Genomic DNA, 25,159 nt, shown 5'->3' on the forward strand with positions numbered 1-25,159 from the left:
TGAAAGATGCGCATCACCGACTTTTCGATCAGCAAACGCCTCTGGCTTGCGATCATGATCCCCCTGGTTGCAGCACTCACCCTTGCCTCGATGGAGTCTTTCAGCTCGTGGCGCTCCTACCAGCAGATGCAAACCGTCGTCAAAGTGGGCGAGAACATTTCGGCGATGGGCGAGATGATCCACGCGCTTCAGGGAGAGCGGGGGCAGAGCGCTGGATATATCGGATCAAAGGGCAGCACGGACAAGCAACCGCTGCTCACAGCGCGCCAATTGACGGATGAGGCTCTGGCAAAATTACCAGATCTCACTGATGCCTTGGCGGACGTCGACGACGCGGAGCTTAACCGTCGCTGGACCTTCGCACAGGATACATTGAAAAGCCTCGCCGACATCAGGCGATCCATCGACAATCTTTCCTTCACCGGAAAACAGTCCTTCGACTTCTACAGCGGCCTGATTGGCGAGCTTTCGGGCATCGCCTCGGAACTATCCCTCCAGGGTGTCGGCTCGAGGATCGCCGCCGAAATGATTGCCTATAACCTGCTCATGCAGGCAAAGGAGATTGCAGGCCAGGAACGCGCTACCGGCAACACCTTCATCACTTCAGGCAAGATTGACCCCGAGCGCATCGCTCCCTTTGCCCGCATGGCTGGCGCGCAAAATGTGCTGATCGACAATTTCCTCGCCCTGCAACGGAAGGAACGGCAATCCGCCTACGCTTCGCAGCTATCCATTCCCGCCTCGAAGGAGATCGAAACCACGCGATCGACCTTGATTGGAATGGGTTCAACAGCGGCCGGTGCTTTGAGTGCTGATCGCTGGTTTGCAGCCGCTAGTCAGCGCATTGACGCAATGAAGGCTCTGGAAACGGCAAGCCTTGAACGCCTCGGCAGCGAGGCTCGCGCCATCGCCGCAGGCGCATTCACTCGCCTCGGAACGGTTCTGCTCCTTTGTGTCGCTGGAGCAATTCTGGTCATCGCCTTGTCGGTATTTCTGGCAGGGACCATCAGTCGTCCGCTGAAGGCGCTCGTCAATTCGATGCGCAGATTGGCGGAGGGCTACCTTGAACCTACCGGGCAATCCGCCGACCGCAAGGACGAAGTCGGAGATATGGTCAAAGCGGTAGAAGTCTTCCGCCTTTCCGCGATCCGAAATCGCGAACTGGAACTGGAGGCAGAGCGTGCGCGCGATCAGGCCGAACGCAACCGAGCTAACATGCAAATCGCAGCGGAGGCGGAGGCCAAAGCACGCATGAACAAGGCAACCGGCACACTGGCGCAGGCCTTGAGGAAGCTTGCTGCCGGCGACCTTCTTTGCGAGGTGAACGAGGCCTTTGCACCGCAGTTCGAAGACCTTCGCCACGACTTCAATCGCTCGGTGGTGCAGTTGCGGCAAGCGCTGGTTGGTGTTGGCCAATCGGTCACGACCGTCACCGGCGGAGCATCCGAAGTTTCTTCAGCATCGGATGACCTGTCGAAGCGCACCGAGCAGCAGGCCGCCTCGCTTGAAGAGACGGCCGCTGCACTGGAACAGATCACAGCCAATGTCACGGCAACTTCAAAACGCTCGGATTTGGCCCGAAGCATAACGAAGAGCGCACGCGAAAGAGCAAGTCGATCCGGTGAAGTGGTACGAAACGCCGTGGCGGCGATGGATAAGATCGAGCAGGCATCGAGCCAGATAAGTCAAATAATTGGTGTGATCGACCAGATTGCCTTCCAGACAAACCTGCTCGCTCTCAATGCTGGCGTCGAGGCAGCCCGCGCCGGCGAAGCCGGCAAGGGGTTTGCTGTGGTTGCCCAGGAAGTCCGGGAGCTGGCCCAGCGTTCGGCGCAGGCAGCTCGGGAAATCTCGGGACTCATTGGAAATTCTGAATTAGCTGTTCGCCAAGGCGTCGACCTGGTCTCCGAGACCGGCACCGGACTGGCCGAAATTGGCGAGCTCGTGCAGGAAGCCGCAAGCCATGTGGACGCCATCGCGATTGCAGCGCAGGAACAGGCAGTCGGTCTTTCGCAGGTCAATGTCGCGGTGAACCATCTGGACCAATCGACACAACAGAACGCGGCCATGGTGGAACAATTGAACGCTGCTGGCGCAGCCTTGGCCAGCGAAAGCGCCACCCTTCAGAGCCTGCTTCTTGGCTTCCGTTTGACCTCACCTGCCGATAGCAACATTGTCCCAGAAAGGATGAGGGCCTGAACCGACTTAGATTAAGATGTCCTCAAGCAGCACGGACGACAGAGCGGTCCGCAGCCGATGCTCATGCCATTCGCAGTTTCGAGTACGGGCCCCTTCTTGCTGACGCCATCAAACGTCTGCTCGAGCTATGCCTCGGGCCATCGCGGCGATTAAGTCAGTTCTCGTGATGATACCGATGAGCTTCCCATATTCCAGGATGGGAACCGCATCGACATCTGTATCGCCCAACAAAGGCAACAACGCTCCGAGTGGCGTTGTTGCAATAGCGCGAGGGACCGTGACGCTCATGATGTCGATTGCTCGTATTGGCTTGTCCCTTTCCGGGTCGATCAGTCTGCGCAAAGCGGGCATAAGGCCTCGATCAAGGCGAAGTGCATCTTCCCTTGCTCGGCTTATGAGATGCACCTGGAAGATGATGCCTAGGAACCGCTGCTTCTCGTCGACCACGGGTAGCGATGTAAAACGATGGCGCCGGAAGAGATCCGCAACTGTGCCCAAATCGGTGTTTGCCTTCACCGTGATCAGGTTCGAGGACATGATGGCGGCCGCAGTTGGAGTGCCGGTCTGGTGTGCTGCCGCCTGGAGCTCCGCTGCACCGATAAGACGTGCCAGATCTTCAATGCCGAGATTGAATGACTGTCGATACCTTTGAAGGATGTCGCTTAGCTCAGCTTCGGAAAGGCCCAGCCGTTCAACAGCGATCCTGTCAGATGTCCCATGCCTGTTCTGCTGGTCGAATTGACGAAATGGATAGCGACGCCCTGTCACCCTGGCATAGGCGATCGCAATCAGGACAAGGCTGGCCGTGCCCGTGGCAATTGGCGCAAGCGCGAACCAGAAGCCAAGATGCTCCACAGCTTCCGGGCTCATGGCAGCCGTCATGGCGACGGCTCCCGCCGGCGGATGTACCGCTCGCAGCATGAACGTCACGATGATCGCAAGAGCGACAGCAACGGCGATCCGTAACGCTGGCTCGTAGATGAACATCGAGATTGCCACGCCGACAAGAGCTGCGACAGTATTGCCGATGACTGCAGACCATGGCTGAGCAAGCGGGCTGTTGGGAACGGCAAACAGGAGAACGGCACTCGCGCCGAGCGATGCGACAAGGTAGAGGCCATATTCGAGATCGACGCCGGGAGACAGCAAGAAATAGCCGGTCAGCCAAAGCCCGATGAAAGCTCCAAGTCCCGCGCGCAGAGCCTCCATTGGAGCCGTGCCAGTCACTGCCGGCCCAAATGAACGTAAGAACTGCAATTGAATCATTCCGATCGATCGAAAGCATAAACTTTCAGCAAATGATCGAAATTTCAATCGTCAGCCAGTGTGCCGAGGGACATCATTCAACAAGATGCGAGCGGATCGACACTAAGAATCGCATTTTCAATGGTATTTTCACATCTCGGAAGCGCTGTAGACCGTGCTCGTCGTAGGTGCAACTAGGTGGACACCTGGTGTCCGTAGTGCCCGATCCCGACGCACTGGAGCGATCCAACCCGCTAACCCTCCAAATCACTCATCCAGGTCACTGAAAGACGGTACTGCTGCATCAGGCGGACTTGTGGAACCACAGGACCTGACTTCATGATATGTCGGCTCGTCTGGCGCATACGCTAGTAGCTACGTTGATCTGTCATCTGTTTTGACGATGCGACCATCCTCCAGGGTCAGGATACGGTCAGCACGGTCGAGGATCCGGTTGTCGTGGGTAACGAGCAATGTCGTCGTGCCCCGTGCTTCACCCATGCGTTTCAGAAGGTCGACGACATCCGCCGCACTATCTTTATCCAAGGCGGCTGTGGGCTCGTCGGCTAGCACGAGCGCCGGGCTTGAGACCAGAGCTCGGGCCACGGCCACGCGCTGCTTCTGACCGCCTGACAGGTTTGCGGGCAGATACGTGATACGGTCGCTCAAGCCGACCAGGCCAAGCGCATGCTCAGCCGCGCTCTGCGCCGCGCTATCGGCCACTTCGCCATGCACCTGTACGCCCATCATCACGTTCTGCAGTGCCGTCAGGCTTTCATGCAGATTGTGTGCCTGAAAAATGAAGCCCAGGCGGCGGCGCAGGTTGACAAGTTGTGCCTGCGATGCGCCATTCAACTCGCTCTCCAGAAGCCGCACCGATCCATCCTGCACAGCTCTGAGACAGCCGACAAGCGTAAGGACCGTCGTCTTACCAGACCCGGAAGGCCCCATCAGCACGGTAAAGCTGCCCCGCTTCAACGTCAGGTTCACATCAAACAGCGCCTGTTTGCGAACGTTGCCACTGCCGAACCAATGGTTCAATCCACGCACCTCGACGATTGTCTCGCTGTCCATCGCAGCCTCCTAGAACAGATCGGCAGGGTCGGCAGCGCCAAGCCGACGGGTCGCAATGGCGCCGGAAAGGGCGGAAAAGACAATGGTGCCGAGAAAAAGGGTCATTGCCATCGAAGGTGTCATCCCCAGAGGCAGGGTCGTGATCTTTCCCATCAGCGTCAGGATGGTCGTCCCGACAATTAGTCCTGGAATGAAGCCCATGATCCCGAGCACCAGCGCTTCTTCGAAGACGATGCCGAGGAAGAAACGCGGGCCATAGCCCATGGCCTTGAAGGTTGCGTATTCGCGCAGGTGGTCGGCCACGTCGGTTGACAGCACCTGATAGACGATGACAATGCCGACGAGAACGCCGATCAGCACGCCGAACCCGAAGATGATGCCCGTCGGACGCTTCGTCTGCTGATAGCGCAGATCCTCCTGCGCTGCATCCTTGTAGCTGCGTATGCGAAGGGACGGGTCGGAAATCAGGGTTTTCAGGCGCGCGATTACAACGTCTGTCTGCGCGCTGGAGCGCAGGCTCAGGAGAATATGGTCGGGTGCCGAGGAACTACGCGTCGGGAACAGCGACAGGAATGTCTGGTCCGAAACCAGCATATAGCCATCGCCACCGAAGCCCCCTCCGCCGGAGAACGTGGCATAGGCGGTGATGGTGCGGCCTTGCGTTTCAAAGGACAGAGGCGTTTGCGGACGGATTGAAGCGGCTTCGTCCTTGGCGAGGCCTCGGGCCAACCGATCGAGTATTGCCGCGTCTCGCACCTGCAGGAGATTGAGATCGCCTGCAATATCCTGAGACAGAAACTCGGTCTTGATCGGATCCACGCCGAAGGTCGTCAGACTGATGTCCTTTTCGCCACGGTCCCAGGGAACATTGGCGATGAAAAGACCCATTCCAGCGGCGACATCCGGATCCCCCAGCGCTTGCAGCAACCATTGCCGAGCCACATTGCCACCGTCGGTCAGGGTACTCGCATCGCCAGCCGAGATCATGATATCCGCATGGAAGAATTCATAGGGTCGCAAGGTTGCGGCACCCATCGAGTTCATGATCCCAAGCTGGACGAAGACCAGCACATTGGCAAAGGCCACCCCGGCGAGTGCCGCCGCAAAGCGGGTCCGGTTGTGGGTCAATTGCAGCCAGCCGATGGGCAGTCGCCCGAACAGGCGTTGCAGCAGGTAGCTCATGGATTGGCCCGTACCGTGGTGTCAATACGGGCGATGACCTCGAGATTTGTGAAGCGGGCGGCGACATCCGAGGAGGCTTCGTCCAGTACCACCAAGACCTGGATGACGCGCGCATCCTTGTTTTCCGCTGCATCGTCAGAAATCAGGCCCTGCCGTCCCACGGTCAGTCCGATCCTATCCACCCGGCCTTGCAACGTGACACCGAGAGCCGGAGTTACCAGTTCCACCGGCTGGCCGACCATGACTGCACTGATGCGATCCTGCCAGATCTCAACCTCGGCCATCATCTGATCCGTGTCCCCCATATCCATGATCCCGTCGGTGGGAGGCCGCTGTCCGGGCGTGACATGGATGTCGAGGATCGTGCCGGTGATGGGCGCCACGACTTCGGCGCGTGCAAGGTCGAGCCGAGCACGGGCCAGTTCGGATCGGGCGGCATCGACATTGCGGCTGGCGACGATCACATCGGGCTGTTCGTCCAGCGTGACTGCGTCATAGCGCGTGAGCGTTGCCTCAGCGCGGACAACGGAAAGTTTCGCGCCTTCTGCTGCAGCACGGGCCGCATCGAGTGCAGCCTGCGTGCTGACGGCGCTCGAGGCGAGCGCTTCCGTTCGCGCCAGCGTAGATGCAGCTTCTGCGGCCGTGGACACGGCTTGATCGAGTGCTGCCTTTGCTTCGTTGCGGCTTGCCTCTACCGCCGCTCGCGTCTGGATGAGGTTTGCTTCGCGCACGGCGAGATTTGCCTCTGCGGTAAGAACGGCCCCAGCGAGAGCAGTGTGATTGTCGAGCCGCGCCAACACGGTGCCCTTTTCCACGCGATCGCCCACGGAAACGAGAATGTCCGCGATGCGCGCATCCCCAGCCCCATATGGTGCTGCGACAACCGAAACATCGCCACGGGGCATCACCCGCGCCAATCCGACAACATCCGACGGCAGCAAGGTTTCTGCCATTTTAGGCGGTAGCTCGATGTCAGGCGGCAAGGCAATGGGTGCGTCTGAGCCGCCGCCGGGTTGAAGTCCCGTCAGCGCGTAAAACTTCTGCAAACCAGTCGGCTGAAAATACATCCCCAGCACAGCGCCCGAGAACATGAAGACTGGGACCAGCAACACCAGCAGGTACCGCTTGCGGAACCAGCGGCGCTGCCGGGGTGTTTTTGGCTCGGACAGATTCAGATTGATCGGGAGGCTTTTTTCATCCGTGGCTGACATTGCAGGTCACTCGTTCCTGTCGATCTTTGAATGGGATGTTGACTTCAATACCTTCGTCACGGTCTTGCCAACCGGCAAGGATGCGTAGGTGATTAGGCTGCAACGAAACACATATCACAGAACATATATTTCTGTGTTCGATATCGTGCATTTGTAAGCCTGACCAGACATCCAAGCGCATGTCCGCTCAGGAAAGATGCGACAAAGCTACGCAAGCTCAGCGTTTAGCGACCGAAATCAGCCCTGGTCACGACGCCGTCTGTATAGCGGTCCAGAATAGCCATGCTTTACAAGCTTCGGCAGATCGAAACGGAAAACCGTGTAGTTCAACGGCTTCTCGCTTTTGGAGCCTTGAACCTCCTGCAGTCAAAAATAATATGCCGACCATTGCCTCAAGACGGAAGCATGATCCGCTTGTCGCTTGGTCAGCGATCAATCGGTATCGCCACCATCGAGCAAGCTGAATGACGGTTTTCAGGGAGCGCCAGTCTGAAACATGAACACCCGAATTGGAGGCAATGGGACCGCCAGAGGGAGGCGCTCCGATCTTTGGTGACTTCCGCCGATGGTCGAAATTCGCGCTTCTCGTAATGTTGCCCGAGTTCGGCCCATAGCGGACTGTCGTTGTGGGATCACAACTGGTGGCGGGACGCTTGGCCTCCGACCATCTCAAAAGTGCTGAACTGGAATTTCTGCACCGTCCCCCATGGGGTTGTGTGTTCATGCCGCCGCGTCGTAGCCAGCCTAAACTGTTCGCCGAGAACAGCTTGCAAGCTCTCCGGATCGTAACGGGTAACAGGCAGGCCGCTGCATTTATCTGGCCCATCCATTGCGAAGGTGCCAATCACGGCCTTGCCACCGACTTTGAGTGCCCGTGCCAGCACGCGAATATAGGCTTGCTGATCGACGGCTGTTGTCAGGAAATGGAAGGCGGCCCGGTCATGCCAGAGATCATACTCGCGGTCAGGCGTCCATACGGTCACGTCCGATACAACCCATTGCACATGAGCCGTGTCTGCCAGTCGGGACTGGGCTGCCACGAGAGCCGCGCCAGAAAGATCAAGAACGCTAACGTGGGCCTGACCGGCATCCACCAGCGCATCTACCAACCGGGACGCACCACCACCAATGTCGATTACTGACATTCCCGGTATCAGTCCCGCTTCATGCAGCAGCGTCAGTGATAGGTCCGGGGCCTCCTCATACCAACTGACCTCGGTGTCAGACTTGGTAGTGTATACCCCTTGCCAGTGCGCCTGTCGGTCTTGAATTGCCATAAAGTCGTTCCTGTTCGGAATGCGAGTCTACCAGATATCGGTCCATCCAGTCGTAAAGTTTTTACGAAGCCGCCGTTCCCCAGGGAAATCAACCGGCTGCTTTTGGTGCGGAAGCGACGCGGCACGACAGCCGGCGCGGTGTATGCTTCTATGGAAGCGCGACGGCGGCCTCTATGACCGGGTTGGTGGAGGGTTTCGGGTGCAGTCAGGCGTACGAAAGCCTTTCATGCAGGAACCCGCGGTCTGCACTTGCTGAGCTATGGGGTTTTCTGGATTGGAGCCTCTGGCGGTCTGGCGATCGCCACGACCATTGTCAGTCCGGGCGGGTCCCGAGTGATGGTTTCCAGTGGAGTTGCGAAGGCTTTCCAGGTGAGTGGAAACATGTTCGTCGTGCTGGACGCCCTCATCATGGGTGCTGGCGCAGGCCGTCCCGTTGGCCTGCTCTGCTGTGAGTAGACCATATGAATGGATCGGCCATGCCGGGTCATGACGCACTCTCCCGGTTCGTTGTTGCCTCGTCTGGTGGTCCACGCGGTTGCCGCCAGCGCTTGAGCACTTCGATGACGACCATGCGTCCACCGCAGCATGGGCATGGCGGCCGGATGTCGGTCGGTTCGTCGTCCGCCTCGTCAGGGGGCGGCGGGGCAGCGTTGAGGAGCTCGCGCGCACGAGCGATGCTCGTCCTTCGAGAACTGCCGGCGAGCAGGCCGTAATGCCGGATGCGGTGGAAGCCACGCGGCAAGACATGGAGCAGGAAACGGCGGATGAACTCGTCGACCGCGAGCGTCATGACCTGCTGCCGATCGCAGCCGTCACGGCGGTAATCCTTGTAGCGGAAGGTGACGTCCGTTTCGTCGAACGCGATCAGGCGACTGTTCGAGATGGCGACCCGGTGCGTGTAGCGCGACAGATAGGCAAGCACGGCTTCCGGCCCCGCAAAGGGCGGCTTGGCATAGACGATCCAGCGCTTCCTGCGGACTGGCGACAGGTATCTTACAAATGCACCGCGATCAGCCAGAGGCGCAGCCGAACCGAAGACGGTGAGCTGCCCGGCATCGTGGAATTGGAGCAGCCGTGTCAGGAACAAGCGTCGGAATAGCTTGGCGAGCACACGAACCTGCAGGAGGAATGCCGGACGTGAGGATATCCAGCATGATCCATCGAGCGCGATGCCACCACCTGGCACGATCATGTGAACATGGGGATGATGGGTCATGGCCGATCCCCATGTGTGCAGGACGGCAGTGATGCCGACGCGCGCGCCGAGATGCTTCGGGTCGGCAGCGATTGTCAGCATCGTCTCGGATGCAGCCTTAAAGAGCAGATCGTAAACCAGCGCCTTGTTGTGGAAGGCAATGGCGGCGACTTCGGCTGGCAATGTGAAGACGACGTGGAAGTATCCGACAGGCAGGAGATCGGCCTCCCGTTCGGCAAGCCATGTGCGTGCCGCGGCGCCCTGGCACTTCGGGCAGTGCCGGTTGCGGCAGGAATTGTAGGCGATGCGCCACACTCCACAATCCTGGCAGGCCTCGATATGTCCGCCCAGTGCCGCTGTGCGGCAGCGCTCGACCGCCGACATAACCTTGAGCTGGCTCAAGCTGAGATGTCCCGTATGGACTTTGCGATAGTTCGGCCCTGCAGCACGGAAGATATCGGCGACCTCGATCGAGGTACGCATGGTTCAGCCGTCGGGCGTTTTGCCTTCCATCAGCGCCATCAGCCGATCAAGAGGTCCGGCGACCGCGTGAATGGTTCGGGTGGAGACCTTCGCATAGAGAGCTGTCGTCTCCAGCTTGCTATGACCGAGCAGAACCTGGATGACACGGATATCGGTGCCATCCTCCAGAAGATGGGTGGCAAAGCTGTGCCTCAAGGTATGGGGGCTGACGCGCTTGTGGATGCCGGCAACATCGGCAGCTTCCTGAACCGCCCGATGAAGTTGCCGCGACGAGATCGGATCGGTGCGGCTACGCCCCGGAAACAGCCAGCCGTGAGGCAGCATCACGCCGCGCCGCTTTCCTTCGCGCCACCAAAGCCGCAGCAGTTCGAGGAGCTGCGGAGAAAGCATGGCATTGCGATCCTTGCGTCCCTTGCCTTGTTCAACCCGGATCAGCATGCGTTTGGAGTCGATGTCATCGACCTTGAGATGGGCGACCTCGGAGACGCGCAAGCCCGCACCATAGGCCACACCGAGGGCGGCCTTGTATTTGATGCCAGGTGCCGCTTCCAGTAAGCGGGCAGCTTCCTCAATACTGAGCACATCAGGCAGCTTGCGCGGATTGCGCGTTATAACCAGGGCTCGCGCCAGATCCCGCCGCTTCAGCGTCACCGTAAACAGAAAGCGTAGCGCCGAAACCGTGCTGTTTATCGTCGCAGGACCTACGCCGTTCTCATGCTGATGCAACTGGAAACGTCGTATGTCCTCGACCGTCGCGGTGTCGGGGGCACGCCCAAGAAACGTAGCGAAGCGCCGGACGTGACGGATGTAGTCCTGCCGAGTGTGGGATCCTAACCCTCGCATCAGCATGTCTTCCTGCATGCGCTGGCGGAGCGGTGTGGTCGGGGCGTGTTGAAAGCTGGCCATTGAACGTTCCTCTCGTTGAAGGGAACGTCATGGTCAGGCAACAACAACAGCCTGCCTAGAACCTCAGATAATCATGCGAAACTAGCCGCGCACTCCCTCCCGCGAAGCGGGTTCGTGCATGAAGGCGCAAACCAGCCACTCCCACTGTGACGTCACTCGCCATCGAGAATGCCCCTCACCGCCTCTCCGTCGAGCACCTGCTGTTCGAACAGCACCGCAGTCAGCCGATCAAGCTTTTCCCGATTCCCATTGAGCAGATCCAGCGCCTTCGCCAACGCCTTCTCAAGCCGAGCATGAATGCGGGCAGCAAGATCCGGCTGCGCATCGAGCACTGACGTCGGATCCTTGTCGTCGCGGTAGAGGAGCGGCTGCACTGCCCCAAAGCCGAGACTGCGCTCCAGGGCAAGAGCAAGCCTGGTCGCACGGGCGAGATCACTGTCTTCTGATCCGGCCGAGCCAACAGAGACGGAGCAGAAGACAATCTGCTCGGCCGCCCGCCCGGCCAACAACATCGCCAGCAGGTCCTCGCGATAGCCCAGCGTGTCACTGCCGGACCTGTGGAAGGCAAGAAGACTGTACCCGCCATCGGACATATCAACGGTGATCCCTTGGATCGGACCGAGCTTGAGAACGTGGTGTACCACCGCGTGGCCCGCCTCATGCGCGGCGAAGCGCCAACGCAGATCATGCGGAAGCTGTGGCCTGTTCATGCGGATGCCATCTTCTAGGTCCTGGTAGCGGATCGGACGCTTCTGCCGGCGAGCGACCTGGCGCGCCTCGCGAACAACGCGCTCGACATCAGCCCCGGTAAGCCCCATCGCACGGGTCCCCAGACGCTTCAGAACCGATTGAACATCGCTCTCGGTCGATCCGGTATTGCTCTTGGCTTGCTCGGTCATTGGCTTCCTCCATTCAGCGCCGCCTGTTGACTTAGGCTGTCCTCCGCATCCGGGGACGGCTCGGCGATCTCGGGTTTCTCCTTGGTTGGCACCTGCCCCTCGGCGACCAGCACTTTCAGATCCTCGCCGAGATGATGCCGGAAGATCTCGGCCAGTGTCGCGGTGTCAGGCCTGGGGATTTCGATCTGGGTTTCCAGCCGCCCGGAACGTTTTAAGGCCTCGTCGATCTGCTCCGGTCGGTTGGTGGCACCGACGACGATGAGGCCTTCACCCTTCACCGCTCCATCCAGCAGTTCAAGCGCTTTGTTGACGACACCATTCCAGTAGTCCGCGTATTCCCTCTCCGCTGGCTGACGTTTTCCGATGCCATCGATCTCGTCGATGAATAGGATCGCGGGTGCCACGGCGCGCGCCTCGGCAAAGGTCCGGGTCATGCGATTGAGGACCTCGCTTAGATGCGCGCCCTGGAGCCAGGTCGAGACCGAGCTTACGACCAACGGCACCTGCAGACTATTGCAGAGCGCCCGCGCAAATGTCGTCTTGCCGGTCCCCGGCGGTCCTGAGAGAAGCAGCTTGCTGCTCATATCAGACCAAGTGAGGATCGAGGCTCGGTAGTCATCAAGGTCGGCTTTGAGATCGAGCGCCCAGGTCTTCGCCGTGCCGTATCCAGGCAACGTCTCGATCGCGAGGCTCGGCGGGCTGCCGTCTTCGCTCCAAGGCTCCGGCTGGATCACCTCGGCACCAGAAGGCTTGTCGCGTCGCCATCCTCCGCTGCTGCTGTCTTGCCCCGCAGCAGAGGTGTCGTGGTTTGCCTTGCCAGGCTTCTGTCTCGACGTCTTGGAGCCAGTTGAGGAGCCGTCGCCCTCATCCTCGTCACTGTCGCCATCGCGCGCAGCGATGCGATTACGCTCGGTGAGCGACGCAAGAATCGCCACGACTTCGGGGGCACTGCGGCCCGGTCGAAAGGCCAACACCACGTCATCAATGGTGAGGTAATGAACATCATACGCGTTGGTCCACCGATCGAGCGCTGACCTTCCGTTTGAGCCGTAGATGGCTTCGAGCATTAGGACCAGGAATGGGTAGTCGAGCCTCCCGCCGATGAGATTGATGTCGGCCGCGATACTGACCTCGTCCGGAACACCTTTCGCATCTTCACAGATTGCCACGACCGGATAGTCACGCCGCAAGGCGTTCAGCAGCCGACGCTGCAGATTGCCGCCAGCCACGCGGCGCAAGAGGTGACCGAGAAGCAGAACGTAGGTCCTTCCGGGGCCTTCGTCTCCGGCAATGGTCATGTCGTCATAGACATACTCGCCATCGATCCCCTTGAGATCGCCGCCGGGGGCAAAGCCTGGCACTTCGATCAGCCGTCGGATTGCCTGTTCAAACCCGATGATCGGCGCATGGAGTGCGATCACCGGAGCCGGCATCGCCGCCGCGCGTGTCACAGCAGCTAGGGTCACACGGGCTCTCTCGATCGTCCTCGCAAGGACGATCGCCGCGATGATGTTGCTGACGAGCGGAGCTTTGCCTGCCTGACCGATGAGGCTCAGGGCGTAGGCGCGGTTTGCATGATCAGCGTCAGACAGGCGCTCACCCTTGGAACCGGACTTCCGCCGGGACACCGACTGCGGCCCCAAGGGTGCGGGGGTAGCTTCGAACGATCCAGCCGCTGGCTGCAGATAGTCGCCGAAGTGCCGCCGCACCCAGGCGAGATCCTTGTCGCGATCGCCGGTGAGGGACGAGGTGTCGAACACGGGCGTGTAGCGCCGGGTCATGTGACCGTCGATCTCGATGGCTTTCACGTCGAGCAAACCGTTGCGCAGCGCGTTGCGCCTCGCCTCGCGTCGAGCAAGCTGTTCGAGGCGGTGGACAAACAGACGGGCAATCTTACTCATCGCTTTCGCCCTCCTCAGTCTCGGCAATAATTGCCAAACCGGACCCGCCCGGCTCCTGCGCCTGCAATGCACGTTTCCTCAGACTGCCCGGTTCCGGCCGGGGACGCTCGCGAACCTTGCGACGCTGGATTTGCATGGCGGCGTTGCGGCTGCGCTTGGCCAGCCAGTCCATGACCACTTCGCAGGCTGGATCGCCACGCTCGATATGGACTAGCAGGTGGGCCATCACGCGAGGCGGCACGGCGCCAGTCAGTCCGTCTTGGGTTCGAACGTGACCAAGTGCGAGGCCGATCGCGACGGCAGGATCATCAGTAGGCGATTGATCGGTGGAGGCACTCCGGGTGCGGAGCAAGACGTCATGAGGACGGTGGCAGTCGAGTGTCGTCGGTCGGTTAGTCGAGGTGACCGCTTCGCAACGCATGCGAGGCAGCCCCTCCGAATGGATGTCGGAAGACATGGAATCTCCTTCGCCGGACCGCATCGGGGTCCAGCGCCAACAGGGAATGGGAATGGTGAGGAAAGCCACGGGCGCAAAGCCGTCGCGGCCTAAGCCAACTTAGATCATCGAACTGATCGGGTCAGTGCGCCCTAGGGCGTCGGGCATAGCCGACGCGGAAGAAGACGGGACGCGGCTCCTCGTGGTCTATAGTGTCGACCCGCTCGAAGCGCTCATCGTCCCATGGGTCGCGAAGCAGATCCTCGTCGAACGCCTGGTCCGCCATCTCTTCCTCGAACGTTCGGCTCGGTCCGTTGAGATTGATCCGTGGTGGCTTCGGCGCCGTCAACGGCGCCACGGCATCGCCCGCGGTCGTGACGAACCGCTCATCAACCCCAATTGCCTTCCGCGCTTCGACCTCGAGAAGCTGCTGGACCCGGGCACCGAAGCGGCGGCGCAGTTCGGCCATACAGTCGGCTGCACCGTCGATCTCGAGCAAGTCGTCGATTTCGGAGAGTGCCCAGATGCCGATAGCGTGATCACTCGGACGGCTGGCTCCATCGACAATTGCGACTTCGACCGCATCGACCATCAGGCGCTTCTGGTTTTTGTAAAGCCAGTCGGGCAGGACCATCGCCGTGGCCATCATCTTGGCCTTCAGCTCCTCGAGCCGGCTCGTGTCGCCATAGGAAGCGAGCGATCGCTTGAGGTCGAGGATGTATGCCGTGTGTCGCGCGCGGTTAACGACGATCAAGTCGGGCGTGTAACTGCCCTTCGCCGGTGACTCGCAATCGAGCTTGATGCCGTCGAGGCTCGACCAGTCATTGCCCGCAACCGCTTCCAGCGCGGCTTTGACCAATGGCAGTTTGAGCGACTGCGTGAGCACCAGCACATTCGGGTTGGCTCGAGCCACCCGTTCAACCGCATACTCAAGAAGCTTCCCTTCGCGGAATGACACCGCACGGACGAGCGACGCGATGTGAACATAGTGGCCCAAGATCTCGTCTTCTGCCGGTTCGCCATCCATGATCGCGTTGATGGCGCGATCGATGAGCATATCAAGATCGGCCTCAACGTCGGTAAAGCGGACGAGGTGGGGGTGCCGGCGCAGCACGGCTGGCTCGCGGCTCGGGGCTGTAACTGCGTTGCGACCGAAGCCAAACTGGCGCGGGCGGGAGCCTGAACGGCCGAGGCTGGCATCAGGGTTGATCAGATTGGTGGTCGAACGGAGAACTTCCCCCTGAGGGGATTGAGAAGTAAACGTGGTCATAGCCCGATTCCTTTTAGCGAAGGCTTGAGGGTCAGGCCCTTGTCGATGTTAGCGCATCGGCTTGGGCCGCTTGTTCCGGTGATCGGAACGCCCTTAACCTGGCAGGACCCGAGATCGGGCTCAAGGACCCCGAACTTAAAAATGAGAACGAAGCCGGTACAAGGTTAACGGCGGGCTCACGACCTCCCGCGAGACGCCCCTGCCCGTCCCCGAGTGTGGGTGGCGCAGTTCGCTTTCAGCCGGTCAGGCACCCAAACAAAAAAAGGCCGACAAGCGGCCCCAGGTAAGGTTTGGGGGAAGGCAATGTTGCCGCCTTCCCGATCTCGATGCCGGTCACATCGACAGCACTGGCGAGACCATCTCGTCGAGGTTTTCGTCTTCGACGTCAGCTTCGTCCTCAAAGCCGACCTCGACCTCGACCATCTCGGACGTGTCGAGCGGCGGAACCGCCTCTAGCCTGTGACGGCCTTCGACATCGTCATTGCCGTCGACAGCGTCCGTAACGTCGGGGCCGGTCAGCTTTGCTTTTCGATCCTTCGAGATCACCCAGGACAGGACCGGCACGGCTTCGGTCTCGAGCCATTTGCGCAAATCGACCATTTTCGGCCAGCGCTCCTTGTCGGAAAGTCGCGTCAGCACAGCCTCGGCCCGCGCCCACTGGCTGCCATACGGGAACATCACAAGGCTTCTATTTCCGGTCCCGATTTCGGCCGACGATACGAACTGCGTCAGATTGCGAAGCTCGTTTCGAGCGGTACCTGCCGACAGCATGAGTGCATCCTGCAGCTTCTCTTTATAGAGCCGCTTGCCCTTCAAAGCCGCATCCATGACCCCAACGATCGCCTGAAGCCGGGCCAGGAAGATTTTCTGCCCTTCACGGGATTTGAGAGCAATCAGCGCCTGAAGCCCGCTGACACCGCCGATGTCATATGGATTGACGCGCGGCTTCTCCTGACCTTCAGACAGGATGGCCTTGGCATCAGAGACCCGGACCTGACCGTGCTCCTCGGCATGCTTCAGAACCTCGCGGATTTTGTCCGGCTCCGCATGAGCGATCGTAAACAGGACGGTCGAGCTGACATTGAGATCGATCATCTCGTCGCGGAACGGCTCGAGGTTCCGCGAGACGGCCATGAAGCCGGTCGCCGTGCGCGGGGCAATCCCGCAACGGCTGTGCGCCCATTTTCCGAACGTCGGGCCCTCCAGCACATCAGCGGCTTCATTGAGAATGTCGCCGATCAGGAAGGTCTGCTCCGTCGAGCGGCGTCCGAGCTCGAAGATGCGCTCGGCTTTGTTCTCGAGAAGGCCCTGAAGCGCTGGATCGATCTTCAGCTTTTCATATGTGAGGGATGGGGTGGTGGGGGCCTTGGGTTTGGTCTTGGTGGTCATCTGACACTCCATTTACGCGTTACTATCATCCGACACAAGAAGGCATCGGATGAAGCTATTATTTCCAACATCATCAAACGATGCAAATCGTACCCAAAATCAAACCAAGCAAAACCCATGTAACCATACCCAAATTTGCACCCAAAGACCCAATTACTACTATCGAATAAATCTGACATTAACCATACTAATCGATAGTTCAGACAACCTTGATTCCATTTTTGGCGTCATTACATATCTCACAAAACAGAGGCAGGTACATTTTCGTAGGTAGGCCTGCGTCCCGCTCGCTCGACGGCCGCCTCCTGTGGGTACGCAGAACGCATTTTTTCCCCACAGAGGCTGCTTGAAGTATTTTCTCGATCATCCAAGGTAAAGCCGCTAAGGGCTGTGGCGACGGCTGGGATGGCTCGTTTCGAGCCTCATAAGGCATCACGCGTTTTCTCAAAGCGCCCGTGCATCGAGACAAATTGCGCTTATCTGATTCCGAACTCTGGACATTCGATTCAGAACATTGGAACGGCGTTTCGGCAAACGCCGTTTGCGCTGAGCCCGGCACTACGCCGCGCCTCGCCTCCCCGACCCGTTCAGCCAGACGTGTTGAAGTGATCGAACTGTGGACACCAACAGCATTGGCCTCCGGTCGCTCCCATCATTCATCAGCGCTTAAACTCTCGCCGATACCCGTGATGATTGACGCATTCGTTCCGCTTGGGGATCAGGAGTTCCGATGAGTAAAAAAAGCCGTGTTGCCGCCGACCGGGCCGAGGCCCTGGAGTCCGCGCTCAGAACCATCGCGGCGATCGACCAAACCGCTCCAATGGCGCTCCTCGACATCGGGATTGCGCTTTCGGAAGTTTTTGACGAGAAGCCATCATCGAAGGTGGTGTCGTCAATCGTAGAACGAACCGGTATCAAACGCTCCGTTATAGAGCGGGCTTTGTACGCCGAGTTCGTGCTTACTCCTCATCGCCCGAACCTGGAACGCTTGGGCGTGTCCGCGGAAGTGGTCGCCGCTCTGGCTGAAGGGGAGGAGCAGGACGTTGACCGCGGCGCGCAGGCACTTCAAACCTATGACGGGATCTCTCTGGCCGACCTGCAGATCCTGATGAACTGGAGCGTCGAACTACGCGCCTATCAACCGCCACACCATGCAATCCTCCGGTTCGATATGGCGAGCATGGAGGAGCTGGCAGTCATGAAGACACGCAGCGGGTTTCGTATCTTCCGGGAGATGCTCAGCCGCATTATTCATTTGATCGACCGTCTCGAAGAGGTCGGCTTTAACCACGACGAATCCGGGGCCATCCGGAGCCAATTGCATATCGGCCGAGAGCACCTGGAGACGATGATCGGCAACCTGATCCTGCTGCCGCATCCGCTCGCCTCAAGCCCCAGCCACATGTTCCCGGCCTGGCCGCCCCAAGCGTCTCCGTGGAACCGACTTCTTGATAGTCTAGGGGAGCTCTATGACGTTCGTGAGAGTTCCATGCCTGACGTTGTCAAAGTGCGCGCGATGATGCAGCAGCTTCTGGGGTCGCCGCAGCAGCCTTGATCCTGCCGGTAGAACCAGAGCGCACAAGTCGTCTTGATCTGCAGACAAGGTATCCTGCCGGTATCTCACATCGAGATAAATTGCGCATCAGCGATTCCGAACTCTGGAGATCCGATTCAGAACAGTGGAACGGCGTTTCCTCAAACGCCGTTTGTACGGTTCAAGGTATCTCGACCTATCGCACATTGCCCGCAACCTGCCTCAAATTGCGCATTCCTGATTCAGGGTTGAGGATTTTCGATTCATAAACCGGGATTTTCGATTCAACCGCGAGCGAGGTTGCTGCGCTCATGCCGGTCTGGCATGCGGGCCACCTGTCGAAGTGAGAGGACTGCATGGCACGCAAATCGGAGGAGATCCGCAATCGCGAACAGCGCGAGCGTCAGCAACGACTGCGCGATGCTGACCGCAAGGCAAGGCGGCCCAACCGCGACGATGTCGCCCGCACAGCTCTCTTCATGATCATATCGGCAATGGCGGCACGCCGGGCAGAGGCCGAGCTCGACGAGTTGCAGGATCGTGTGGTCGCTCTTCTGGTTCGTCAGGGCTTCGATGAGCGAGCATCGGATGCTGTATTCGATGAGCTAGCTGACAAGTACCGCACGGGCGAGTGGCCGTTTCGTCGGAAGCTTCACCTGGGCGACGCAGACGGTGACGAGCCTGAGGATTGATCAGGTTTCTCGCCTGCCTCCAGTCGGTGCCCGCTGGACGCGCTTTCGCGCATCGCCTGTCACAAACCGCGTTTGCAAGATCTGACACATTCCCCCCGTTACTTTACAAAACGGCGTTTGATTCTGAATCGGATTTCCAGAGAGGGGAGCGCGCACGCCGAAGCAGGATCTCGAATGTTAAAATTTGAAAGAATCGATCTGGGTTTCGTTCAACATGATCGAGTTACGTCGGACAAAAGGTTAATGCCATCATTGACCGACATCGCTGCGCTGGCGATAAACGCGCCAGCTACGGTAAGCGCCGTAGCCGGAATGCGCCTCAATGGAACCCACTTGCAAGGGTGAAGTTGAGTAAATGAGATAGATGATCGACACCGTCTGGGACAGACCCTGCAAGAAGAACTCCCGGCGCCACTCCTCAACCCGTAGTGAGGTAGCGGTGAACCTTTGGAAAGTATGTGCGCCGCCGCGGTATCGGGCAACGACCGGCAGCAATCTAAATTGAGAGATCGAAGCAGCCTGCATCACCTGACTCCGTGTGGTGAGCTTTCTAGCAGGTACGACAAGGTCGGATCGAGGGGCGAGCGGACGCCTGAGGGATCCTAAGTGGCAAGCGCATTCCTTCAAATCCACTCAGGACCCGAAGGACAGTTCCGTGCATACACCGTTTCAGAAGATCCATTCCCTCTGGACGCATCAGACCCGCAATCCCTGCTATGTTGCAAGGGATATCTACGAACGGGTCCTCTCAGGGCAATCCGTCGTCGTGTCGATTTCCGGCGTGACGGCCAACGAGGGCACCTATGCCATCCGCAAGGTGCGCTACGGCATCCTCACCAGCAAGGCTTCTTCCCCGCTGAAGGCCGGAAGCGCCGTTCGAGCAACAGGCGCATAGCGTTCCCAGACACGCAGAAGCGCGGCAATAATTGCCACGATCCTGACCGTTGCTGATCCCCTGACTACAACAGCCAAACCGGACGTTTCGTCCGATACGCGCCCTTTTCAGGTCATGACGACCTGGTTCCGGCCGGGGCTCTCATGCCGTCCCGACCAGGCTAAGCATGTCTCTCATATGCCATACATTCATCAGTGAGTACCCAATGACCAAGAAGGTTTTGTTCTACGCCCGCTACTCGACCGACCGCCAGAATGAGGTTTCGATCGAGACCCAGACGGAACTCGGCAAGAAGTTCGTTGCCGATCGGGACTGGAAGCTGGTCGCGACCTACTCCGACTCTGCAATCAGCGGAACCTCGTTCACCTCTCGCCCTGGCATCCAGCAGCTCTTGGCGCACGTGAAGCGGGAACAGATCGACGTGGTGCTCTGCGTCAACGTCGACCGTCTGTCGCGCGATGTCGAGCACACCTCGAAGATCCTGAAGGATCTCAATTTCCACGACTGCGCCATCTGGACCGTCGAAGCCGGCCGGGCGGTCACCGATATGGAACTGCACATGCGCTCCACGATGAGCCATGAACTCGTCGAGCAGGGCCGGACACGCACCCGCGAGGGCATGAAGACGGCCGTTCGCAAGGGAAAGGCAACCACATGCCTCTCTTACGGCTACAAGCTTTCCCAGCAGCGCAATGCCAATGGCGATCGCATCAAGGGTCTGAGGGAGATCGACCCGGTCAAGGCCGAGATCGTGCGCGGGATCTTCAAGGACTATGTCAACGGCGTCTCACCGGCCGCCATTGCACAAAAACTGAACGACCTGGGCATCCCGGGTGCACGCACCAAATACTGGCGCGACACCACCATCCGGGGCAGCGTCACTGACGGGACCGGCATCCTGAACAACGCCCTCTACGTTGGGAAAGTCGTCTGGAACAAACAGAAGTTCCGCAAGGACCCGACGACAGAACGGCGAACCTCGCGTGCAAACGACAGGGAAGATTGGATGTTTGTGGACCGGCCTGATCTGCGCATCATTTCGGATGAGCTGTGGGAACGGGCAAAGCAACGTCAGGCCGAAAGCCGCGAAGAGTTTGACCGGCATTCGACGAACCGTCTCAACGCGACGCACCGTCCGGAGTATCTCCTCAGCCGGATGCTGCAATGCGCCGAATGCGGCGGGCCCTACGCGATCAGCGGAAAGGATCGCTATAGCTGCACCAACCGCAAGAAGCGCCTGCCGATCGATGAGCTTGACGGGGAATGCTGCACCAACAGCAAAACGATCACCCGCCATGAACTCGAAGAGCGCGTCCTCAACTGCTTGCCCGTCGCGTTTTACTCGGTCGACATCTTCGACCGGATTTCGAAGAAGATGATCGCCCACGAAGTGGCCAAACTGAAGAACGGCCCCTCCCGCAAGGCGCAAGTGGAGGCTGAACTCGCGAAGATCAAAGCGGCACAGACGAGCCTGATGCAGCAGATCCAGGACCGGCATGCGGAAGGCCGGCCGCGGCTTGCCGTCCTCGACGACCAGCTCGACGAACTCGAGGTCAAGCGCGAACATTTCGCCCGAGAACTTGCGACAGTCGAGGAGCCGGCAGAGGATTTTCAGGAGAAGATCGAGAAGCTGAAGGCGCAGTTTAACCCGGCAAACATCGGGATTGGGATCCGCAAGCTCATCTTCCTCGCACGCAACAACGCCGACGAAGCGATCAAACAGCGGCTGATGCCGATCGTGCGTGACCTCATCCAGACTGTCGTGATCGGCAAGACGCCTGGCCACCAGCCGGCAAGCCTGCAGGTGCACGGCGACATCGCCCACATCATGGCATCCATGGACGCGATCGATGTCCTGCAGCAGCAGTTCTTCGCAGCCGCTCAGAATGATCTGATGACGCGCCTGGCATCCGGTGAGATCGATACGGAGGTCAAAAAGAACAAGCTCATCGAGGCTTACATCGATGAACTCTCACGCAAATTGCCGGAATGGGAGAATTTGCAAGTCTCAGTGGTTGCGGGGGCAGGATTTGAACCTGCGGCCTTCAGGTTATGAGCCTGACGAGCTACCGGGCTGCTCCACCCCGCGCCAAGAGCGTCGCATATGTTTTGAGACGCTTGAGAGACTGTCTAAGTTTGGATGGCGGCTTTGTGAGCGGCCTTTTTGTTTCGGCTTTTGCCGATGTTGTTTTGAGAAGATTTGATATCAGCGTTTTTAGCTGAACACATTGCCTTTAGCAGACCTGGCAGCGACCTACTCTCCCGCGTCTTGAGACGAAGTACCATTGGCGCTGGGGCGTTTCACGGCCGTGTTCGGAATGGGAACGGGTGCAGCCACCCCGCCATGACCACCAGGTCGGCTAAGGGCAATGTTTTGAGAAGCTGGCACAGGCATTTGCCTGTTTTCTTTATTGAACACGTTTTTTCTCTGCCTTCGTCTGCATGGAACTTCCCATACAGGCCGATAGGCCGTCGCCAGCAGTCTGGCGGCCCGTCCGGAGCGCGTTTAGCGCGTCAGGACAAAAGAGAAGCATCATCGACGCTGCGAGCAGCGCTGATGAGCACAAGCAATGAGAACGATCAAGCCAATCGAGCTATTAGTAACGGTAAGCTTCATGCATTACTGCACTTCCACACCCGTCCTATCAACGTGGTCGTCTTCCACGGCTCTGATAGGGAATACTCGTTTTCAGGTGGGTTTCCCGCTTAGATGCCTTCAGCGGTTATCCCTTCCATATATAGCTACCCTGCTATGCCCTTGGCAGGACAACAGGTCCACCAGAGATATGTCCATCCCGGTCCTCTCGTACTAGGGACAGATCCTGTCAATATTCCTACACCCACGGCAGATAGGGACCGAACTGTCTCACGACGTTCTGAACCCAGCTCACGTACCGCTTTAATTGGCGAACAGCCAAACCCTTGGGACCTGCTCCAGCCCCAGGATGCGATGAGCCGACATCGAGGTGCCAAACAACCCCGTCGATATGGACTCTTGGGGGTCATCAGCCTGTTATCCCCGGCGTACCTTTTATCCGTTGAGCGATGGCCCTTCCACACGGGACCACCGGATCACTATGACCGACTTTCGTCTCTGCTCGACTTGTCAGTCTCGCAGTCAGGCGGGCTTATGCCATTGCACTCGACGACCGATTTCCGACCGGTCTGAGCCCACCATCGCGCGCCTCCGTTACTCTTTCGGAGGCGACCGCCCCAGTCAAACTACCCACCATACACTGTCCCGGATCCGGATGACGGACCGCGGTTAGACATCCATGACGATAAGGGTGGTATTTCAAGGATGGCTCCACAGAAACTGGCGTCCCTGCTTCAAAGCCTACCACCTATCCTACACATGCCGACACGAATGCCAGTGTAAAGCTATAGTAAAGGTGCACGGGGTCTTTCCGTCTGACCGCAGGAACCCCGCATCTTCACGGGGAATTCAATTTCACTGAGTCTATGTTGGAGACAGCGGGGAAGTCGTTACGCCATTCGTGCAGGTCGGAACTTACCCGACAAGGAATTTCGCTACCTTAGGACCGTTATAGTTACGGCCGCCGTTTACTGGGGCTTCGATTCAAAGCTTGCACCTCTCCTCTTAACCTTCCAGCACCGGGCAGGCGTCAGACCCTATACGTCGTCTTGCGACTTCGCAGAGCCCTGTGTTTTTGATAAACAGTCGCTACCCCCTGGTCTGTGCCACCCCATCACACTTGCGTGCAAAGGGGTCACGCTTCTTCCGAAGTTACGCGTGCAATTTGCCGAGTTCCTTCAACATAGTTCTCTCAAGCGCCTTGGTATACTCTACCTGACCACCTGTGTCGGTTTCGGGTACGGTCTGTACGGTGGAGCTATTTCCTGGAACCACTTCCTCGCCCATTCAATCCAATAAGAATGAACAAGTTACGTGATCCGTCACTACCACCAGGCCCACGAATATTAACGTGGTTCCCATCGACTACGCGTGTCCGCCTCGTCTTAGGGGCCGGCTAACCCTGCTCAGATTAACTTTAAGCAGGAACCCTTGGTCTTTCGGCGAGGGGGTCTCTCACCCCCTTTATCGTTACTCATGTCAACATTCGCACTTCCGATACCTCCAGGAGCCCTCACGGGTCTCCCTTCACAGGCTTACGGAACGCTCCGCTACCACGTATCTTGCGATACATCCTCAGCTTCGGTGCATGGCTTTAGCCCCGTTACATTTTCGGCGCAAAGACCCTTATTTAGACCAGTGAGCTGTTACGCTTTCTTTAAATGATGGCTGCTTCTAAGCCAACATCCTGGTTGTTTTGGGATCCTCACATCCTTTCCCACTTAGCCATGACTTGGGGACCTTAGCTGGAGGTCAGGGTTGTTGCCCTCTTCACGACGGACGTTAGCACCCGCCGTGTGTCTGCCGACTAGTACTCCCAGGTATTCGGAGTTTGGTTAGGATCAGTAAGACGGTGAGTCCCCATAGCCCATCCAGTGCTCTACCCCCTGGGGTATTCGGTCGACGCTCTACCTAAATAGATTTCGCGGAGAACCAGCTATCTCCGAGTTTGATTGGCCTTTCACCCCTAGCCACAAGTCATCCCAATCTATTGCAACAGATGCGGGTTCGGCCCTCCAGTTGGTGTTACCCAACCTTCAGCCTGCTCATGGCTAGATCACTCGGTTTCGGGTCTAATGCAACTAACTGAACGCCCTGTTCAGACTCGCTTTCGCTGCGCCTACACCTACCGGCTTAAGCTTGCTAGTTACACTAAGTCGTTGACCCATTATACAAAAGGTACGCCGTCAGCCTTGCGGCCTCCGACTGCTTGTAGGCATCCGGTTTCAGGTTCTATTTCACTCCCCTTGTCGGGGTGCTTTTCACCTTTCCCTCACGGTACTTGTTCGCTATCGGTCATGCACGAGTACTTAGGCTTGGAGAGTGGTCTCCCCATGTTCAGACAGGATTTCACGTGTCCCGCCTTACTCAAGGACAATGAGTGTTCTACGCTTACGGGGCTATCACCCACTATAGCCAGGCTTTCCAACCTGTTCAGCTTTATTCCTCATTGCCACTGGCCTGGTCCGCGTTCGCTCGCCACTACTTGCGGAGTCTCGGTTGATGTCCTTTCCTGCAGGTACTTAGATGTTTCAGTTCCCTGCGTTCGCTTCTAACCCCTATGTATTCGAAGGTTAGATACCTTATCACAATGCTTGGAAACCCAAGCCGATCTCGCGATCAGTTTGGATTCTCCAAGCATTTAAGGTGGGTTGCCCCATTCGGAGATCCATGGATCAAAGCTCATTCGCAGCTCCCCACGGCTTTTCGCAGCGTATCACGTCCTTCTTCGCCTGTGCATGCCAAGGCATCCACCAAATGCCCTTACGACACTTA

General features: G+C 58.5%; 18 protein-coding genes, 1 tRNA gene and 2 rRNA genes (1 of these 21 only partly in view). 5 read left to right on the forward strand and 16 right to left on the reverse strand.

The features are described 5' to 3' along the window. Positions 1–6 precede the first annotated feature (6 nt). Positions 7–2,199 (forward strand): methyl-accepting chemotaxis protein, encoded by a 2,193-nt coding sequence (locus tag AC1PUL_RS18360; RefSeq protein ID WP_480465503.1) that lies wholly within the window; start codon positions 7–9, stop codon positions 2,197–2,199. Positions 2,200–2,307: 108 nt separating this feature from the next. On the opposite strand, the gene AC1PUL_RS18365 is transcribed toward AC1PUL_RS18360, so the two are convergent. From AC1PUL_RS18365 to AC1PUL_RS18420, 12 genes are all read right to left on the reverse strand, one after another. After that, positions 2,308–3,465: an HPP family protein gene (locus AC1PUL_RS18365; protein ID WP_480465504.1), complete on the reverse strand. Its 1,158-nt coding sequence runs from the start codon at positions 3,463–3,465 to the stop codon at positions 2,308–2,310. Between the two features lie 354 nt (positions 3,466–3,819). Then, on the reverse strand, positions 3,820–4,518 hold the full coding sequence (locus AC1PUL_RS18370; protein ID WP_480465505.1) for an ATP-binding cassette domain-containing protein: 699 nt from the start codon (positions 4,516–4,518) through the stop codon (positions 3,820–3,822). 9 nt (positions 4,519–4,527) lie between these two features. Then, entirely contained in the window at positions 4,528–5,700 is a 1,173-nt protein-coding gene (locus tag AC1PUL_RS18375) for an FtsX-like permease family protein (RefSeq protein ID WP_480465506.1), read from the reverse strand. Further along, on the reverse strand, positions 5,697–6,911 hold the full coding sequence (locus AC1PUL_RS18380; RefSeq protein ID WP_166599159.1) for an HlyD family efflux transporter periplasmic adaptor subunit: 1,215 nt from the start codon (positions 6,909–6,911) through the stop codon (positions 5,697–5,699). The genes AC1PUL_RS18375 and AC1PUL_RS18380 overlap by 4 nt, the downstream gene beginning before the upstream one ends. Positions 6,912–7,543: 632 nt before the next feature. Continuing rightward, the gene (locus tag AC1PUL_RS18385; protein WP_480465507.1) at positions 7,544–8,188 is read right to left on the reverse strand and encodes a class I SAM-dependent methyltransferase; all 645 of its coding nucleotides are present in this window, start codon (positions 8,186–8,188) and stop codon (positions 7,544–7,546) included. 484 nt (positions 8,189–8,672) lie between these two features. Continuing rightward, positions 8,673–9,866, reverse strand: a complete 1,194-nt coding sequence (locus tag AC1PUL_RS18390) for an IS91 family transposase (RefSeq protein ID WP_480465508.1) — start codon at positions 9,864–9,866, stop codon at positions 8,673–8,675. A gap of 3 nt (positions 9,867–9,869) precedes the next feature. Then, positions 9,870–10,772 (reverse strand): site-specific integrase, encoded by a 903-nt coding sequence (locus AC1PUL_RS18395; protein ID WP_298469940.1) that lies wholly within the window; start codon positions 10,770–10,772, stop codon positions 9,870–9,872. Positions 10,773–10,924: 152 nt separating this feature from the next. After that, on the reverse strand, positions 10,925–11,671 hold the full coding sequence (locus AC1PUL_RS18400) for an ATP-dependent metallopeptidase FtsH/Yme1/Tma family protein (RefSeq protein WP_480465509.1): 747 nt from the start codon (positions 11,669–11,671) through the stop codon (positions 10,925–10,927). Continuing rightward, on the reverse strand, positions 11,668–13,572 hold the full coding sequence (locus tag AC1PUL_RS18405) for an ATP-binding protein (protein WP_480465510.1): 1,905 nt from the start codon (positions 13,570–13,572) through the stop codon (positions 11,668–11,670). The genes AC1PUL_RS18400 and AC1PUL_RS18405 overlap by 4 nt, the downstream gene beginning before the upstream one ends. After that, positions 13,565–14,029, reverse strand: a complete 465-nt coding sequence (locus tag AC1PUL_RS18410; protein ID WP_480465511.1) for a hypothetical protein — start codon at positions 14,027–14,029, stop codon at positions 13,565–13,567. The genes AC1PUL_RS18405 and AC1PUL_RS18410 overlap by 8 nt, the downstream gene beginning before the upstream one ends. A gap of 121 nt (positions 14,030–14,150) precedes the next feature. Continuing rightward, a complete protein-coding gene (locus AC1PUL_RS18415) occupies positions 14,151–15,278 on the reverse strand; it encodes a hypothetical protein (RefSeq protein WP_480465512.1) in 1,128 nt (375 codons plus the stop codon). A gap of 333 nt (positions 15,279–15,611) precedes the next feature. Beyond that, entirely contained in the window at positions 15,612–16,667 is a 1,056-nt protein-coding gene (locus tag AC1PUL_RS18420) for a hypothetical protein (RefSeq protein WP_480465513.1), read from the reverse strand. A gap of 730 nt (positions 16,668–17,397) precedes the next feature. Between AC1PUL_RS18420 and AC1PUL_RS18425 the strand changes: the two genes are divergently transcribed. Together AC1PUL_RS18425 and AC1PUL_RS18430 are read left to right on the forward strand one after the other, a co-directional pair. Beyond that, on the forward strand, positions 17,398–18,222 hold the full coding sequence (locus AC1PUL_RS18425) for a hypothetical protein (RefSeq protein ID WP_480465514.1): 825 nt from the start codon (positions 17,398–17,400) through the stop codon (positions 18,220–18,222). 335 nt (positions 18,223–18,557) lie between these two features. After that, positions 18,558–18,893, forward strand: coding sequence for a hypothetical protein (locus AC1PUL_RS18430; RefSeq protein ID WP_480465515.1), 336 nt, complete (start codon positions 18,558–18,560; stop codon positions 18,891–18,893). A gap of 249 nt (positions 18,894–19,142) precedes the next feature. Here AC1PUL_RS18430 and AC1PUL_RS18435 read toward each other — a convergent pair whose 3' ends face one another. Then, entirely contained in the window at positions 19,143–19,418 is a 276-nt protein-coding gene (locus AC1PUL_RS18435; protein ID WP_480465516.1) for a hypothetical protein, read from the reverse strand. A gap of 130 nt (positions 19,419–19,548) precedes the next feature. On the opposite strand from AC1PUL_RS18435, the gene AC1PUL_RS18440 reads away from it, so the two are divergent. Beyond that, positions 19,549–19,788 carry a hypothetical protein gene (locus AC1PUL_RS18440; protein WP_480465517.1) on the forward strand — a complete coding sequence of 80 codons (240 nt, stop codon included), beginning with the start codon at positions 19,549–19,551 and terminating at the stop codon, positions 19,786–19,788. A 205-nt stretch (positions 19,789–19,993) separates the two neighbouring features. Next, complete coding sequence (locus tag AC1PUL_RS18445) at positions 19,994–21,844, forward strand: recombinase family protein (RefSeq protein WP_480468627.1); 1,851 nt, start codon at positions 19,994–19,996, stop codon at positions 21,842–21,844. On the opposite strand, the gene AC1PUL_RS18450 is transcribed toward AC1PUL_RS18445, so the two are convergent. From AC1PUL_RS18450 to AC1PUL_RS18460, 3 genes are all read right to left on the reverse strand, one after another. Next, positions 21,801–21,877: transfer RNA gene (locus AC1PUL_RS18450), tRNA-Met, on the reverse strand. The genes AC1PUL_RS18445 and AC1PUL_RS18450 overlap by 44 nt on opposite strands. A gap of 152 nt (positions 21,878–22,029) precedes the next feature. Continuing rightward, positions 22,030–22,144, reverse strand: a 5S ribosomal RNA gene (gene rrf / locus AC1PUL_RS18455). A 220-nt stretch (positions 22,145–22,364) separates the two neighbouring features. Then, positions 22,365–25,159 (reverse strand): 23S ribosomal RNA (locus AC1PUL_RS18460); it runs 3 nt beyond the window's last position.

This window comes from Rhizobium sp. P43, assembly GCF_056730705.1.